The 17,623-nt window shown below is 38.0% G+C and carries 9 protein-coding genes and 1 pseudogene; 1 reads left to right on the forward strand and 9 read right to left on the reverse strand.

Going from position 1 to position 17,623, the window contains the following annotated elements; translation table 11 throughout:
- Positions 1 to 87: 87 nt before the first annotated feature.
- From metQ to ASF10_RS22320, 5 genes are all read right to left on the reverse strand, one after another.
- On the reverse strand, positions 88 to 906 hold the full coding sequence (gene metQ, locus ASF10_RS22300; protein WP_056254464.1) for a methionine ABC transporter substrate-binding lipoprotein MetQ: 819 nt from the start codon (positions 904 to 906) through the stop codon (positions 88 to 90).
- 275 nt (positions 907 to 1,181) lie between these two features.
- On the reverse strand, positions 1,182 to 1,835 hold the full coding sequence (locus tag ASF10_RS22305; RefSeq protein WP_056254465.1) for a methionine ABC transporter permease MetI: 654 nt from the start codon (positions 1,833 to 1,835) through the stop codon (positions 1,182 to 1,184).
- Positions 1,828 to 2,859 carry a methionine ABC transporter ATP-binding protein MetN gene (gene metN, locus ASF10_RS22310; protein WP_056254468.1) on the reverse strand — a complete coding sequence of 344 codons (1,032 nt, stop codon included), beginning with the start codon at positions 2,857 to 2,859 and terminating at the stop codon, positions 1,828 to 1,830. The genes ASF10_RS22305 and metN overlap by 8 nt, the downstream gene beginning before the upstream one ends.
- Positions 2,860 to 3,530: 671 nt before the next feature.
- Positions 3,531 to 4,013, reverse strand: a complete 483-nt coding sequence (locus ASF10_RS22315) for a cupin domain-containing protein (RefSeq protein ID WP_056254470.1) — start codon at positions 4,011 to 4,013, stop codon at positions 3,531 to 3,533.
- Positions 4,010 to 5,008: an NADP-dependent oxidoreductase gene (locus ASF10_RS22320; protein ID WP_056254473.1), complete on the reverse strand. Its 999-nt coding sequence runs from the start codon at positions 5,006 to 5,008 to the stop codon at positions 4,010 to 4,012. Before ASF10_RS22320 ends, ASF10_RS22315 begins: the two co-directional genes overlap by 4 nt.
- A 92-nt stretch (positions 5,009 to 5,100) precedes the next feature.
- On the opposite strand from ASF10_RS22320, the gene ASF10_RS22325 reads away from it, so the two are divergent.
- Positions 5,101 to 5,481, forward strand: coding sequence for a winged helix-turn-helix transcriptional regulator (locus ASF10_RS22325; RefSeq protein ID WP_056254476.1), 381 nt, complete (start codon positions 5,101 to 5,103; stop codon positions 5,479 to 5,481).
- 10 nt (positions 5,482 to 5,491) lie between these two features.
- On the opposite strand, the gene ASF10_RS22330 is transcribed toward ASF10_RS22325, so the two are convergent.
- The 4 genes and pseudogenes from ASF10_RS22330 to ASF10_RS22340 all read right to left on the reverse strand — a co-directional run bounded on the left by ASF10_RS22330 (position 5,492) and on the right by ASF10_RS22340 (position 17,568).
- Positions 5,492 to 6,415: a PorP/SprF family type IX secretion system membrane protein gene (locus ASF10_RS22330; protein WP_056254479.1), complete on the reverse strand. Its 924-nt coding sequence runs from the start codon at positions 6,413 to 6,415 to the stop codon at positions 5,492 to 5,494.
- Between the two features lie 55 nt (positions 6,416 to 6,470).
- The gene (locus ASF10_RS22335) at positions 6,471 to 12,893 is read right to left on the reverse strand and encodes an MBG domain-containing protein (protein ID WP_056254484.1); all 6,423 of its coding nucleotides are present in this window, start codon (positions 12,891 to 12,893) and stop codon (positions 6,471 to 6,473) included.
- A 54-nt stretch (positions 12,894 to 12,947) separates the two neighbouring features.
- Positions 12,948 to 13,118 (reverse strand): annotated as a pseudogene (locus ASF10_RS24740) (MBG domain-containing protein); the annotation flags it as partial.
- Positions 13,045 to 17,568: an MBG domain-containing protein gene (locus ASF10_RS22340; protein WP_082472492.1), complete on the reverse strand. Its 4,524-nt coding sequence runs from the start codon at positions 17,566 to 17,568 to the stop codon at positions 13,045 to 13,047. The gene ASF10_RS22340 and the pseudogene ASF10_RS24740, both read right to left, overlap by 74 nt.
- Positions 17,569 to 17,623: the final 55 nt, after the last annotated feature.

The following is a 17,623-nucleotide window of genomic DNA, read 5'->3' on the forward strand; positions in this document are numbered from 1 at the left end:
TTTCTTACTAATTCATTATTTATAAAAAAAGCGCTAAATCTATTGACTTAGCGCTTTTTTGTTTGCATTACAATGCGGGATATTTTATTACCAGCCTTTTACAGCTCCGCCTTTAAATTCGCGAACTGCTGCTTGTTCAACTTCTGCAGATTGAAAAGCTTGTAAAAACTGTTTTACTTTTTCTTCGTTTTTATTGTCTTCACGACTTACTACTAAGTTTACATAAGGAGAATCTTTATCCTCTACAAACAAAGCATCGCGAGAAGGAACTAATCCTGCCTGAGAAGCAAAAGTATTATTGATGATTGCAATTGTTACGTTATCATCATCAAGCGCTCTTGGCAATTGAGGTGCTTCTAATTCTAATATTTTTAAGTTTTTAGGATTGCTTACAATATCAGTTACTTTAGGCAATAAACCAATTCCAGGCTTAAGTTTCAATAAACCGTTTTTTTCCAGAAGTAATAAAGAACGTCCTCCGTTTGTTGGATCATTTGGGATAATAATCGTGCTTTCATTTTTTAAATCAGCAAGGTTTTTTATTTTTTTAGAATAGGCAGCGATTGGGTAAATAAACGTTTTTCCAATGATTGCCAATTTATATCCGCGTTGTTTTGATTGTTCGTCAAGATATGGTTTGTGCTGAAAAGCATTTGCATCAATATCTCCCTGACTCAAAGCTTCGTTAGGAATCACGTAATCATTAAAAGAAATCAACTCTACTTCAAGTCCGTATTTTTCTTTTGCTACTTTTTTAGCTGCTTCTGCTACTTTATATTCCGGTCCGGTTGCAACTCCAACTTTTATGTGATGCGGATCATTATTTTTGGCTTTGCCACAATTAACCAACGAAAGTGTCAAGGTTAAAATTCCGACTGCTTTTAAAAAATTATTTTTAGTAATCATATTTTAGTTTTTAATTATTATTTAATTCGTTGTGTGTGTTTTTTACCGCAAAGGTCGCGAAGGTTTTTCGCAAAGTTCACTAAGATTTAATGTGTAAACACATTTTTTAAGTTCGCAAAGCTATTTCAACACAAAGCTTTGCGAACTTTGTGTTTTTAACAAACTTAGCAGAGTAAAAAAACTTTGCGCACTTTGCGGTAAAATCTCAAAACATTAACAAAGCTTAAAAAAAACTTTGCGCACTTTGCGGTAAAATGCCAAAGTATTTCAAAGCATTATCTATGATCAAATCGTTTTGATAAAAAATCCCCTGCAAACTGAATAATGAATACCAAAATCACCAATAATGCTAATACTGAATTCATGATTACGGCATCGTACCCAATATAACCGTATTGATACCCAACTTGTCCTAAACCACCGGCTCCAACTGCTCCACCCATTGCAGAATATCCTACAAGCGTAATTAATGTGATCGATGCGGCATTTATTAACGATGGCAAAGCTTCCGGAAGTAATACTTTATATACGATTTGAAACGGTGTTGCACCCAAAGCCCTTGCAGCTTCGATTAATCCTGAAGGCAAACCTAAAAGACTATTCTCTACCAATCTGGCAATAAATGGCGCTGCGCCAATACTTAACGGAACCAAAGCTGCACTTACACCAATAGAAGTTCCGACTAATGCACGTGTAAACGGAATCATCCAGACGATTAATATAATGAACGGAATTGAACGAAAAACATTCACCAAAACCGATAAAGTTCTATTTAAAACGGGTTGATCCAGGATTTGATTTTTACGGGTAAGGAAAAGTAAAATACCGGTTGGAAGTCCCAATGCAAAACCAAAAAATCCCGACACGAATGTCATCACGATGGTTTCCCAGGTACCGTTTAATAATAAGGTAATAGTAGAATCAGACATAACCTATGATTTCTGTTTTAATATGTTTAGAAATAAAATATTGAATTGCTGCTTCGTAATTCTCGCGTTTACCTGATAATTCGATCAGCATAACACCAAAATTGACATCACCAGCCTGATCCATTTGTGCACTAACAATTTTAAAATTAGTATCAAACAATCGCGAAACTTCAGATATAACAGGTTCATTTACAGATTTTCCGGTCATTTCTAACCTCAACAACGGACTCAAACCTTCGCCATCTTCTTTTTGTAAACGTTCCTGATATACTCTCGGGATATCAAGGTGCAATGACGATGCAATAAATTCTTTTGTTAATTCATGTTTTGGGTCGGCAAAAATTTCTCCTACACTTCCCTGCTCGATCAATTTTCCGTGACTGATTACGGCAACCTCATCACAAATCGATTTCACGACTTCCATTTGGTGCGTAATCAAAAGAACTGTAATGTTTAAACGGCGATTAATATCTTTCAATAAATTCAAAATCGATCTTGTAGTCGCAGGATCAAGCGCGCTTGTGGCTTCATCGCATAAAAGCACTTTTGGATTATTAGCCAAAGTTCTTGCAATTGCAACTCTCTGTTTTTGACCTCCGGAAAGGCTTGCAGGATAATCATTTGCTTTTTCTGCCAAACCTACCAATTGCAGTAATTCTAAAACACGAGTCTGAATATCCGTTTTTGAAGCGCCAGCCAATTTAAGCGGGAAAGCCACATTTTCGAAAACAGTTCTGGAAGAAAGCAAATTGAAATGCTGAAAAATCATTCCTATTTGTCTTCTCTCGATCGCCAATTGTGCATTTGATAGTTGCATTAACGATTTTCCGTCTACGATAATTTCTCCCGAAGTTGGTCTTTCCAGTAAGTTCACACAACGAATCAAAGTACTTTTTCCGGCTCCCGAAGTTCCAATTACACCAAAGATTTTCCCTGGAGGAACTTTAAGCGAAACATCTGATAAAGCCGAAACGATTCGGTTTTTCTGATGAAAATTCTTGGTGACATTTTTTAATTCAATCATTTTATTTATTCAAATTAAATCTGCTATATCCACAGACATACATACTTAACGCATCTGAAATTCTTAAATTTAAAAATCAAAAAGCCTTTCAATAAATTATGAAAGGCTTCAGAAATAAATTATTTTATTTTTATATATAAGCCAGTTCATACCATCGCATAGTCGCACAACATATGTTGCAGCTATAATAATTGGTATTCTGGTTATCGTTTTTCATTGCTGCGGCAAATTTAAAGAGATATTTTGAATTTCAACACAAAATCCTAAACTTTTTTTATCCTATCGATCTAATAGACTTTTTTAAGGATTTGGAGCTATTTCCTGCTGTACGCTATATCTTTTTATTTTTAAAGAAAAAACAAAAAGGATATCGCTTCCATCAGGGCTAGGGCAATTGGTTTTATAAGAAATATTGGTTTTTATGGCACACGGATGATACGGATTCGCTATCGCGAAAACGCGGATTTTTTATTTTTATGAAACGGATCGTACAGTATGTCATTTCGACCAAAGGGAGAAATCACACTCGAAACTCCGCAAAAAATGTCGCCAATCTTTGTCGAATCCCGAGTGTGATCCTTCGTTCCTCAGGATGACAAGATTGAGGGTAGCTATGATGAGTAAAATAAAAAAATCCGTTTTTATCCGCGTTTTCGCGAAGCGAATCCGTGTCATCCGTGTGCCATAATATCAGCATCTAATAATATCGCCAATTGAATACAAGGCAAATCAGATCGATTGCTCCAAGCGTGATTGGTTCCTCTTTGAACTACGATATCTCCGGCTTGCAAAAGCGTTTCGTCTTCATCGACAATAAGCCAAATTTCTCCGGAAAGAATTACGATATAATCCAAAGTATCGGTTTGATGCATTAACGGATGCGGCTGACCTTCTTCTGCAATGATTCCTAAGTCTTTGTCTGGCGGAATCTGAACGTATCGAAAATAACTTCCGTTTTTGGGTGTATTGGGGAAAGCGGTATTTTCGATTACTTTTTCTTCTTCTAATTTTACGGGCATACTATCTGTTGACCAAATATCTGATATAATTAACCCGGGGAAATGTTCTGATACATTCGATACAATTGCATCTGTTTCGATTATTGATTTTCCGTTTTTTAAGCCTGTAACGATCCTTCTCGGAATTGTTTTCATAGTTGTTTCATTTGCATTATTAATTTCTTTCCGTTGGTTTTATTATCACGAAGTATTTGGTGAGCTTTGAGGATTGTATCAACTTCTAAAGCTCCTATTATTTCAATATTTGGCGGCGTAATGGTCTTTTTTTCGAGTAAAATCTTTAATTCTTCAAGTCCGTTTTTATAATAATCATATCTCTTTTCCAGTCCATAAGCATAATTAGAAATGTTTAAAATCGTTGCACCTTTACTAAAAAGAACTTCGCGCGAATCCGGAGTAGAAAAATTGGTTACATCAACATAAGTTCCGTTGGTTTTTAAAAGTTTTGCTGCTGTAACGGCAATTTCATTTCCAACCAAATCAACTACAAAATCAAAGCTTTCATTCTTATTTAACGCTAAAGCAGTTTCATAGACATCTTCTTTTCTATAATTAATAATCTGATTTGATTTTATGCCAAGATCCAGCAATGCAGTAATACTACTTTCGTTTCCTGCTGTGACAATTAAGTTGCGATTTCCTCTTTCGATTAATAATTTAAGGAGCATATTCCCTACTCCGCCAGCAGCTCCGGTTATAAAAATAGAATCCGTAAGATTGGCTTTCATCCTTGTAATAGATTGCAAAGCAGTTAATCCTACCGAAGGAATTGCTGCACCTTCTTCAATAGAAATAGTGTTGGGTAAATGCATTACGATTTCGGCGGGAACGCAAATATACTCGGCATACGTACCATTTGATCCCATACTTCCGGAACCACAAAAAACCCGATCGCCAATTTTAAAACCGGTTACTTTTTCTCCAATAGCTGAGACTATTCCGGAGAATTCCCTACCCAAAATAGGTGAATGCAATAACTTGCGTTCCGTGCCATTTTCGGTCATTTGATAATCGATTGGGTTAAAACCAGCAGCTATAATTTTTACCTGAATCTGATTGTCTTTTGGTAATGGAGTTGCTACTTCTTCCAGATAAAATTGTCCATTTTGATGTAAAACGATTGCTTTCATTTTTCTTCTTTTATCCTACGAAATTAAAGTACAAATACTTTATTTTTGCTATGGGTTAACTCAAGGTTACCGGTTACCGAATAGAAACTACTATGGCAAAAATTAACGATAACGGAACGCTTCGCGAAGCCAATTGTTCAGAAGAACTTATGGCAATGCGCGATAGTCTGGATGTTTTGGGAGGAAAATGGAAATTAATGATTTTGCGTTTTCTGACTAACAGAACACATCAGGTTATTAATTTCAAGAAAATGCAACGAGAGATCGAAGGCATTTCGGCAAAGATGCTGAGTAAAGAATTAAAAGAATTAGAAACTAATCTTCTGGTTTCAAGAACGGCACAGCAAACAAAACCTGTAACGGTTATTTATGCCATTACCGAATACGGAAAATCTGTTCTTCCGGTAACGGAAACTTTGGTCAACTGGGGTTTAAGCCATCGAGAAAAAATAATTGAAAAGATTAATAAATAACCAACATTTATTATTCTAAAAACTTATAACGTAATCCCAGTTCGAATCCATCATTTGCGTAAGCTCCTGTATTGCCAATAAAACTGGAATAAGATAAAAAGATTCCGAGTTTGTCTAATGTAATCCCAAAAGAGCCCGAGATAACCTCGTTTGTATGATACATAGCTGATATATTTGTATGATATTCCGGCATAGTAAAATTAGCCCCAACATCCATAATGTCTTTATATCCTCTAATTGTTCGATATGCTACGAGAGGTTCGATGTTAAAATCATTTATTCTGCTCGACACAAATATTTTATAACTTATAGCAGAGTAAAAAATCTGACTATCTACATATCGTCTTTCTCCGTTATCATTTTCGAAAAAAGTATTATTCAGATTTGGTACTGCCGCCTGAACGGTTAACAATTTTGAAGTATAGGAAATACCAAAATCACCATCTAAAGCTCCTCCTTCATTAAAATTCTGAAGCGAAGGATCTTCTATATCTCCACTAATTTTACTCTTATCAAGTGACAGAAACCTGGCGCCTAATGAAAGTCCAAAATTCAACTTTTGATCTTCGTCATTAAGAGGCAAATGGTAAGCAAATGTTCCTAAAATTCTGGAATTGGTAATTAAACCTGCTCTGTCGCTGCTAAAATTAAGTCCATATGCTGCTCTGCTATCGGGGTTGTATTCACCTGTTGCATACAACATAACGGGATTTCCGGGAACATCATCCCATTGTCTCTGAAATCCAAGATTTACATTTAGACCTTTATTTAATCCTGCCATTGCCGGATTACCCAAATATTGGTTTTGGTAATACATGGCTTCGAATTTGTTTAATTGGGCATTTGCTGTATTAGCTATTAATAATGCTATACTCAAAAACAGGATTGGCTTGATGATGAATAATCTCATAATTATTTTTTTACTTGTACTCATATCGATAGGGTTATGATAAGACAATTATTTATTTAATTTTTTTGAACTACAGTTTTTAATCTCTAATCATGGTAATAAAACCCTTGACTCTGGGGATGCCATCGCCCAGATCAATTAAATAATAATAGGTGTCATTATTTAATGGAGATCCACTATATGTTCCGTCCCATTCATTACTATAGCTGTTTTTAGTATACACTATTCTGCCTGCTCTGTCGTATACGGTAACTTTATTATTTGGGAACTGGTCAATATCCTTAATTACCCAGAAATCATTTTTACCGTCTCCATTTGGTGATAATATATTGTTGATTACTAATGCATCCGGAGAAAGTCCTTTATATACAATAATTGTATAGGTTTCTTTTGTGACGCCATCTTCTGCTGTAACAACTGTTTCAATTGTATTATCTCCAAAATTTAAAATTATTGGAGTACTGGCAGTATTGCTTGTCACAGGCAATCCGTTTACTGTTATTTTCGCTCCCGGATCTGTTACTGTAGGAGTTACCGTAATCGAAGCTACATCATATTTTACTACTGTATTATAGTTAGTTATATCAGTATTAAATTTAGGATCCAGTATGCCGTTACTAATTTTTAGATTAGATAAGGATGCATTATCATCGCCTTCTTTTGTAATATTCAGAATGTAGCTTTTTGTAGTTAAACCGTCTTCGGATGTTACTTTTATAACAAATGCATTTACACCAGGTTGTAGTGAATTTATAGTATAAGACCCGCCACTTACAATTGCTACTCCGTTGATTGTTATTTTAGCCAAAGGATCATCAGCAGCTATAGTTATAATTTCTGAATTGACATTACTACTAACATTCGTGTTATACAAAAGCACATTTGGTGAAAAGGCAGGAGTTAGAACTCCGTTGCTAATTGTTAAGCTTGCTAAATTTACATCCGTTGGTGACAGCACCGTTAACGTTCCTGTAATATAGGTTATACTATAATTAGGATCTACCGCACCATTTACGGTAATGGCATAAACCCCAACCGGACTTGTTGCATTTGCAATGGTTGCAAGGACTGGTGGCGTAGTTAAACTGGCAGAAGTATCACCGTTTACAAATCCAGAATAACTTGCTGTTAGTGTTGGATTCGCTGCTCCATAAACTCTGCTTTTATCATCGGCAGTTATAGTTAGAGGAGCTGTAGTCACTGCTAAGTTTCCATTTACATAAGTAATTGCATAGTTTGAAGATGCTGCTCCATTAGCTGTTATCGGATATGTTCCAACTGCACTTGCTAATACTGCGGTTGTCGAAATAGTTGGCGCAGTAGTTAAACTTGCTACTGTATCGCCATTTACAAATCCGGTATAACTTGCTGTTAAGGCTGGATTTGCAGAACCATATGTTTTGGTTTGATTATTTGCTGTTATTGTTAAAGTTGCAGCGTTTATCGCCAAGTTACCGCTGACATACGTAATGATATAATTAGAAGAAGTTAATACTGCCCCACTTGGTATAAGTTCATAATTACCTATAGCGCTTACAATTGTTGCTGTACTGGTAATTGTCGACGGAGTAACAATAATAGCATTGGTATCTCCATTTACAAATCCTGTAGCGCTGCTACTAAAGACAGGATCTGCTGCTCCATAAAGACGAGTTGCATCATTAGCTGTGATTGTTAAAGCTGCCGGATTTACGGTGCTGTTTGCAATTGGTAAAGTCACAGTTGTTGCACTTGTACTGGTTAACAAAACATCTCCTGAATAATTTCCTGCTGCGATTGTTCCGTTTAATCTAATATAAACTGGTGTAGAAACAATTGTTCCGGTTCCTCCTACGGTCAATGAATTAGAGAATATGATGCCATCGCTACTTACTTCAAATCCGGAAGGCGCTGTTACTAAAATTCCTGCAAGCATATCGGTTCCTGATACATTAAATATATCTGATGTTGATACGGTGCCATAAGTTGTAGTTAATGCAGCTAAAGTTCCTGTGACTACAATAGTTGGCGGAGCTGTTCTATTAACTACAATAGTATAAGTTTCTGTCGTTATCCCATCCTGAGCTGTTACAACTGTAGTAATAACATTTGAACCAACTGCTAAGGCAATAACTCCTGAAGCATTTCCGCTAATAACTGTAATTCCATTTATTGTCACGGCAGCATCAGCATCATTAGTAAATGGAGTTACGGTTATACTTGTAATATCATTTGCGACATTGGCAGTATAATTGGTTGTTCCTGTTGCAAAAGCCGGAGTCAAAGTTCCTTCACTTATCGTAAGATCAGATAAAGTGGCATCTGTTAATGGTGTCACCGTTAAAATTCCATCAACATAATTAAAAGTATAATTTAATGCTAGTGCTCCGCTTGCTGTAATAGGATATGTTCCTACCAAACTCGCAGCATTAGCTGTTGTTGTAACTGTTGCCAAAGTGGTTAAATTGGCTACTGTATCGCCATTTACAAATCCGGTATAACTTGCCGTTAAAGTTGGAATTGCTTCACCAAAATCTTTAGACTGATCGTCTGCGGTAACAGTTAATATTGCAGCGGTCACCGTTAAAATTCCATCAACATAAGCAATTGTATAATTTGTATTTACTGCTCCGCTGGCTGTTATTGTATATGTTCCAACTGGACTTGTCGCATCAGCAATTGTTGTGATTGTTGGCGGAGTCGTTAAACTAGTTGCAGTATCTCCGTTTACAAACCCGGAATAACTTGCCGTTAAAGTTGGATTTGCCGATCCGTACGTTTTGGTTTGTGAATCTGCAGTAATTGTTAATGTCGCAGCAGTTACAGTCAAAATTCCATCAACATAAGCAATTGTATAATTTGGATTTACTGCTCCGCTTGCCGTTATTGTATATGTTCCAACTGGACTTGTCGCATCAGCAATTGTTGCAATTGTTGGCGGAGTCGTTAAACTCGTTGCAGTGTCGCCATTTACAAATCCGCTATAACTTGCTGTTAAAGTTGGATTTGAATCTCCATATATTTTGCTTTGCGCATCCGCTGTAATGGTTAAAGTCGCGGCGGTAACGGTTAAAGTTCCATCAACATAAGCAATTGTATAATTTGGATTTAGTGCTCCGCTTGCCGTAATTGGATATGTACCGACTGGACTTGTCGCATCGGCTGTTGTTGTAATTGTTGCAGCCGTAGTTAAAGTTGCTGCAGTATCTCCGTTTACAAATCCGGTGTAACTTGCTGTTAAAGTTGGGTTTACTGAACCGTATGCTTTAGTTTGAGCATCTGCTGTAATCGTTAATGTTGCAACTGTTACGGTCAAAGTTCCATCAACATAAGCAATTGTATAATTAGCATTTACTGCTCCACTTGCCGTGATTGGATATGTACCGACTGGGCTTGTCGCATCGGCAATTGTTGTAATTGTTGCCGGTGTGGTTAAACTTGCAACGGTATCTCCATTTACAAATCCGCTATAACTTGCTGTTAAAGTTGGATTTGAATCTCCATATATTTTGGTTTGTGCATCTGCCGTTACTGTTAGAGTTGCAGGATTAACCGTAAGAATACCATCTGTATAAGCGATTGTATAATTTGCACTAACTGCACCACTTGCCCTTATTGGATATGTTCCAACTGGACTTGTGGCATCGGCAATAGTTGAAATGGTTGCGGGCGTGGTTAAACTTGCTACCGTATCTCCGTTTACAAATCCGGTATAAGTTGCTGTTAAAGTTGGGTTTGCTGAACCGTATGTTTTGGTTTGTGCATCTGCTGATACTGTTAGAGTTGCCGGATTAACAGTAAGAGTTCCATCTGTATAAGCGATTGTATAATTTGCACTAACTGCACCACTTGCCGTTATTGGATATGTTCCTACGGGACTGCTCTGAATTGCTGTTGTGCTAATAGTTGGCAAAGTAGTTAAACTTGCTTCGGTATCTCCATTAACAAAACCTATATAACTAATTGTCAATGTAGGATTTGCTTCGCCATAAATTTTACTTTGATTATTGGCTACAATTGTTAATAATGTTGTAGCAGATATCGTTAGTGTTCCATCAATATAATTAATCGTATAATTTGGGTCCGATGCTCCACTCGCTACAATTGGATATGTTCCAACCGAACTTACTGTTGTGGCAGTAGTATTAATCGTTGGTGGAGTTAGCAAACTTGCCTCTGTATCACCATTGGCAAAACCAGTATAACTAACTGTTAAAGTTGGATTTGGATCTCCATAAACTTTATTTTTATCGTCTGCGGTAATCGTTAAACTTGCAGCGGTCACCGTTAAAGTTCCGTCAACATAAGCAATTGTATAATTTGGATTTACTGCTCCGCTTGCCTTAATTGGATATGTACCTACTGGACTTCCTAAAACAGCGGTTGTTGCAATTGTTGCAGGCGTAGTTAAACTTGCTGCAGTATCTCCGTTTACAAATCCAGTATAAGTTGCTGTTAAGGTTGGATTTGCATCTCCGTAAGTTTTTGTTTGTGCATCTGCGGTAATGGTTAAGATTGCGGAAGTAACGGTCAAAGTTCCATCAACATAAGCAATTGTATAATTTGAATTTACTGCTCCGCTTGCCGTAATTGGATATGTTCCGACTGGGCTTGTCGCATCGGCAATAGTAGCAATTGTTGGCGGGGTCGTTAAACTCGTTGCCGTATCTCCGTTTACGAATCCTGTGTAACTTGCTGTTAAAGTTGGGTTTGCTGAACCATAGGTTTTGGTTTGCGCATCTGCGGTAATTGTTAAAGTTGCAGCGGTCACCGTTAAAGTTCCGTCAACATAAGCAATAGTATAATTTGGATTCACTGCTCCTAAAGTTGCAGCGGTCACCGTTAAAGTTCCGTCAACATAAGCAATAGTATAATTTGGATTCACTGCTCCGCTTGCAGTTATTGGATATGTTCCAACTGGACTTGTCGCATCGGCAATAGTAATAATAGTTGGCGGAGTCGTTAAACTCGCTACCGTATCTCCGTTTACAAATCCGGTATAACTTGCCGTTAAAGTTGGGTTTGCTGAACCATAGGTTTTGGTTTGTGCGTCTGCGGTAATCGTTAAGGTTGCGGCAGTAACCGTTAAAGTTCCATCAACATAAGCAATTGTATAATTTGAATTTACTGCTCCGCTTGCCGTAATTGGATATGTTCCGACTGGGCTTGTCGCATCGGCAATWGTTAAAGTTGCAGCGGTCACCGTTAAAGTTCCGTCAACATAAGCAATAGTATAATTTGGATTCACTGCTCCGCTTGCAGTTATTGGATATGTTCCAACTGGGCTTGTCGCATCGGCAATAGTAATAATAGTTGGCGGGGTCGTTAAACTCGCTACCGTATCTCCGTTTACGAATCCTGTGTAACTTGCTGTTAAAGTCGGATTTGCCGATCCGTATGTTTTGGTTTGCGCATCTGCGGTAATTGTTAAAGTTGCCGTATCTCCGTTTACGAATCCTGTGTAACTTGCTGTTAAAGTCGGATTTGCCGATCCGTATGTTTTGGTTTGCGCATCTGCGGTAATTGTTAAAGTTGCAGCGGTCACCGTTAAAGTTCCATCAACATAAGCAATAGTATAATTTGGATTCACTGCTCCGCTTGCTGTTATTGGATATGTGCCAACTGGACTTGTCGCATCGGCAATAGTAACAATAGTTGGTGGAGTAGTTAAACTCGCTGCCGTATCTCCGTTTACAAATCCGGTATAACTTGCCGTTAAAATCGGATTTGCGGAGCCGTATGTTTTGGTTTGTGCGTCTGCGGTAATCGTTAAGGTTGCGGCAGTAACCGTTAAAGTTCCATCAACATAAGCAATAGTATAATTTGGATTCACTGCTCCCCTTGCTGTTATTGGATATGTGCCAACTGGACTTGTCGCATCGGCAATAGTAACAATAGTTGGTGGAGTAGTTAAAGTTGCTGCCGTATCTCCGTTTACAAATCCGGTATAACTTGCTGTTAAAGTTGGGTTTGCGGAGCCGTATGTTTTGGTTTGTGCGTCTGCGGTAATCGTTAAGGTTGCAGTGGTCACCGTTAAAATTCCATCAACATAACTGATTGTATAATTTGTATTTACTGCTCCGCTTGCCGTTATTGGATATGTGCCAACTGGACTTGTCGCATCGGCAATTGTTATAATTGTTGGCGGAGTCATTAAACTCGCTACCGTATCTCCGTTTACAAATCCGGTATAACTTGCTGTTAAAGTTGGGTTTGCGGAGCCGTATGTTTTGGTTTGTGCGTCTGCGGTAATCGTTAAGGTTGCAGTGGTCACCGTTAAAATTCCATCAACATAACTGATTGTATAATTTGTATTTACTGCTCCGCTTGCCGTTATTGGATATGTTCCAACTGGACTTGTCACATCGGCAATAGTCGCAATTGTTGGCAGCGTAGTTAAACTCGCTGCAGTATCTCCGTTTACAAATCCGGTGTAACTTGCTGTTAAAGTTGGATTTGCGGAGCCGTATGTTTTTGTTTGTGCATCTGCGGTAATGGTTAAGGTTGCGGCAGTAACGGTCAAAATTCCGTCAACATAAGCAATTGTATAATTTGAATTTACTGCTCCGCTTGCCGTTATTGGATATGTTCCAACTGGACTTCCTAAAACTGCAGTTGTAGCAATTGTTGGCGGCGTAGTTAAACTCGCTGCCGTATCTCCGTTTACAAATCCGCTATAACTTGCTGTTAAAGTTGGATTTGTAGAACCGTATGTTTTGCTTTGTGCGTCTAATGGTATAATTTGAATTTACCGCTCCGCTTGCCGTAATTGGATAAGTACCGACTGGACTTCCTAAAACTGCAGTTGTAGCAATTGTTGGCGGAGTCGTTAAAGTTGCTACAGTATCTCCGTTTACAAATCCGGTATAACTTGCTGTTAAAGTTGGATTTGTAGAACCGTATGTTTTGCTTTGCGCATCCGCTGTGATCGTTAAGGTTGCAGCGGTAACGGTTAAAGTTCCGTCAACATAAGAAATGGTATAATTTGAAGATGTTGCTCCGCTTGCCGTTATTGGATATGTGCCAACTGGACTTGTCACATCGGCAATTGTCGCAATTGTTGGCAGCGTAGTTAAACTCGCTGCCGTATCTCCGTTTACAAATCCGCTATAACTTGCTGTTAAAGTTGGATTTGTAGAACCGTATGTTTTGCTTTGTGCGTCTGTTAAACTCGCTGCCGTATCTCCGTTTACAAATCCGCTATAACTTGCTGTTAAAGTTGGATTTGTAGAACCGTATGTTTTGCTTTGTGCGTCTGCGGTAATCGTTAAGGTTGCAGCGGTCACGGTTAAAGTTCCATCAACATAAGCGATTGTATAATTTGGATTTACCGCTCCGCTTGCCGTTATTGGATATGTTCCAACTGGACTTGTCGCATCGGCAATAGTAGCAATTGTTGGCGGAGTCGTTAAACTTGCAGCGGTGTCACCATTTACAAATCCGGTATAAGTTGCTGTTAAGGTTGGATTTGCCGATCCGTACGTTTTGCTTTGTGCATCTGCCGTTACTGTTAGAGTTGCAGGATTAACCGTAAGAATACCATCTGTGTAAGCAATTGTATAATTTGTATTTACTGCTCCGCTTGCCGTAATTGGATATGTTCCAACTGGACTTGTCGCATCGGCAATAGTAGCAATTGTTGGCGGAGTCGTTAAACTCGCTACCGTATCTCCGTTTACAAATCCGGTATAACTTGCCGTTAAAGTTGGGTTTGCTGAACCATAGGTTTTGCTTTGCACATCCGCGGTAATGGTTAAAGTTGCAGCGGTAACGGTTAAAGTTCCGTCAACATAAGCGATTGTATAATTTGGATTTATTGCTCCGCTTGTCGTTATTGGATATGTTCCTACTGGACTTGTGGCATCGGCAATAGTTGAAATAGTTGCGGGCGTAGTTAAACTTGCTTCGTTATCACCGTTTACAAATCCGGTATAACTTGCTGTTAAAGTTGGATTTGTAGAACCGTATGTTTTGGTTTGTGCATCTACCGTTAATGTTAAATTCGCCGGAATAATTGTTAATGTTGCTCCTGTTGTATAACCAATTGAATAATTTGTAGCTGTCGCACCACTTACAGTTAATGGATAAACACCAACTGGACTTGAAGCATCTGCTGTCGTAGTAACTATTGCCGGAGTTAATAAAACTGCTGCAGTTTCGCCATTTACAAAACCTACATAATTAAACGTAAAAGTTGGATTTGCTGAGCCGTATGTTTTAGTTTGATTAGTTGCCGTGATAGCAAGGTTAGCCGGAGTTATAGTAAGATTAGCATCGACATAATTAAAAGTATAATTATCTGATGTGGCACCACTCGCTGTTATTGCATAAAGTCCAACAGAACTTGTTGTGTCTGCAATTGTAGAAATAGTGGCTGGCGTAGTTAAATTTGCTACGGTATCGCCGTTTACAAATCCTGTATAACTTGCTGTTAAAGTTGGGTTTACTGAGCCGTAAATTTTAGTTTTTACATCTGTGGCTACTGTTAAAATAGCTTTGTTAACCGTACTCGAAACGGTAGCAAAATTAACCGTTGCAGCAGCTGCACTGCTTAGCACTATATCACCTAAATAGCTTCCTGCCGGAATTGTCGCTTTTAACCTAATATACACAGGTGTAGAAACAATAATCCCTACTGCTCCTACAGTAATAGTAGCATCAGTAAATGTTATATTGTCACTACTAACTTCAAATCCTGAAGGTGCAGTAACTAAAATTCCTTCAAGCATATCAGTTCCTGATACATTAAATGTGCCTGAAGCAGATGGTGTGCCATAAATAGTCGTTAATGCAGACAAAGTTCCTGTTGTTACAATTACAGGTTCTGTACGCGTTATTGTTATTGTATATGTTTCTAATGTTGTACCATCCTGAGCTGTAACTATTGTAGTAATAACATTTAGTCCAACTGCTAAAGCAATCGCTCCCGAAGGACTTCCGCTAAGAACTGCTGTTCCATTTACTGTAACTGTGGCATTAGCATCTGTTGTAGTTGGTGTTACCGTTAAACTTGTGATAGTGTTATTTACTGTTGCGGTATAATTTGTTGTTCCAGATGCAAAAACAGGAATTAAACTACCTTCATTAATCGTTAAATTACTTAAAGTTGCTACATTATTAAGAGTAGTTACTCCAGCTGGATTAGCTGTACTTACAGCAGTTTGATATAGTTCTTTAACTGCAGAACCATTATATTCAACTACCATTATCTGATAAGTTGTTGCAGGAAGTAATCCCGTTACATTTACAGTTGTACCTGTACCGTTATAAACACAATACCAACCGGTAGAACCAATTTGGGTGCCTGTACCAAAAACAGTATTTGGAGTATAACTTGTATCATCCAGCGGAACTGGGTTACCACTAGCTCCGGCATACATAAATACAGCTCTTGATGCTCCGTTTCCATTTGTCCAGCTCACTGTAGTAGTTGTCCCCGTTGTTGCAGCATAAACAACATTAGTAGCCTGAACAGTAGGATTTGCCAATGTTTGAAAAGTAAATACTGATCCTGTTGGCAATAGCACAGTATTAAAAGTAAGTTTATTACCAGTAAGAGATACAGCAGGATATTTCACTACAGATCCTCCGTCAAAATTTCCTGTTCCCGTTGGATCAACTAGCAAAATATAATCACTAAAACTTTGTCCCGAATAATCCAGTCCGGTTATATCATAACTTAATGTTACACTTCCTGGTGTACCTGTAGCCTGAACTTTCCAATTTCTTTGTATTCTCTTTACTGTTAAAGTACTTGAGACTGTTACAATTGTCTCGGTAAGTGCACTTGTATTATGTCCAATAATTAAAAAATCATTGTTTACTAAAGAAGATGGTGTACTAATTACAATATTTCCTTTTCCGGTTTGACCTGTTCCATCACCACCTCCGGTATTCATACTATTGGATATAACCTGATTTAAACCTGATACATCATCAATCCCAATTCCAAACACATCATTATGGAAAGCTGCATTAGCGGTCGCATCCCACACCATAGTATTTGCACCATCCACATAATTATCGATTTTATGAATCCCATATTTTAAGGCTAAATAAGATTCTATATTTATTCGCTGCGCAGCCGTAGATTGATTGTACATGATCAACTCTGCTATTTGACCGTTTAAATGTCGCCAACCATTGCTTGCACCATTATTATTGGTAGTTCCAATGGCAGGTATCATACTAATTGAAGAAAAACCTCCTGATTGATTTGTTATTGCCTGATTAGTAGCATCTAATCTTGCCGTAGTAGTTGTACTAGTATTTCTATCCATTTGAAAAACATGAAAATTGGTATAATCAGTATACCCAAAGGATGAAAAGTAACTTTGAGTTCCATTCCCAATATACATTCTTGAACCACTTTCCGTAAAAACTGCTTTTCCATAATAAGCCCCATTTACAGTACCACCAATTACAGTACCACCGTTTCCACCACTTACTTTAAAAACCCCATAGGCATCTACATAAGTAACAGAAGTAGTACCAATCAAATTTTGTGTTGCCGGGTATGTTGTTACAGCATTTGTATTATTAAACGCGACAGTAGGATGAAAATTAAGAGCATTGTCATTTACCGTTGGTGGTGTGGCACTAACTGTAAAATTATTTATGCCAGCCTGATCTGTCCACGCTGTTAAATTTCCTCCCGAGGCTGTCATACCGTTAGTGGCATCCAGCCACAGTTGAAGTCCCGCAATTGCACCTCCTGGCCCTACTGTACTGCCACTTGTAGTATTTGTAGCAATTTGTGAAGGATTACCCGTACTGACTGAAAAATGATATATTTCGTCTCCCGGTGCGGCACCATTATATTCCAGAGTCATGACCTGATAAGTAGTTGCCTCAGTCAATCCTGTTAAGTCTACAGATGTACCTGTGCCATTATAAATACAATACCAACCAGTAGAACCAATTTCAGTTCCCAGACCAAAGACAGCATTTGCACCATAAGTGGTATTGTTTACCGGAACCGGAATACCACTTAATCCTGATCGTATAAACACAACCCTTGATGCCCCGTCTCCATTTGTCCAGCTTACTGTGGTTGAGGTTGTCGTTGTATTGTTAAAATCAATTTCACTAGCCTGAACTGTTGGAGCTTGTGCAGCACTATATTGAATGGATAAAAATGCAATCCAAAAAAACAATAAAGACATTCTGGTAAAACGTAGAGTAGAAGTATAAATCATACCTGATATTTTTTAATTTTTAATATAAAAATTCGGAAACCTATATTACGGTTAG

Source organism: Flavobacterium sp. Leaf82, from assembly GCF_001422725.1.
In the GTDB taxonomy this organism is placed as follows: domain Bacteria; phylum Bacteroidota; class Bacteroidia; order Flavobacteriales; family Flavobacteriaceae; genus Flavobacterium.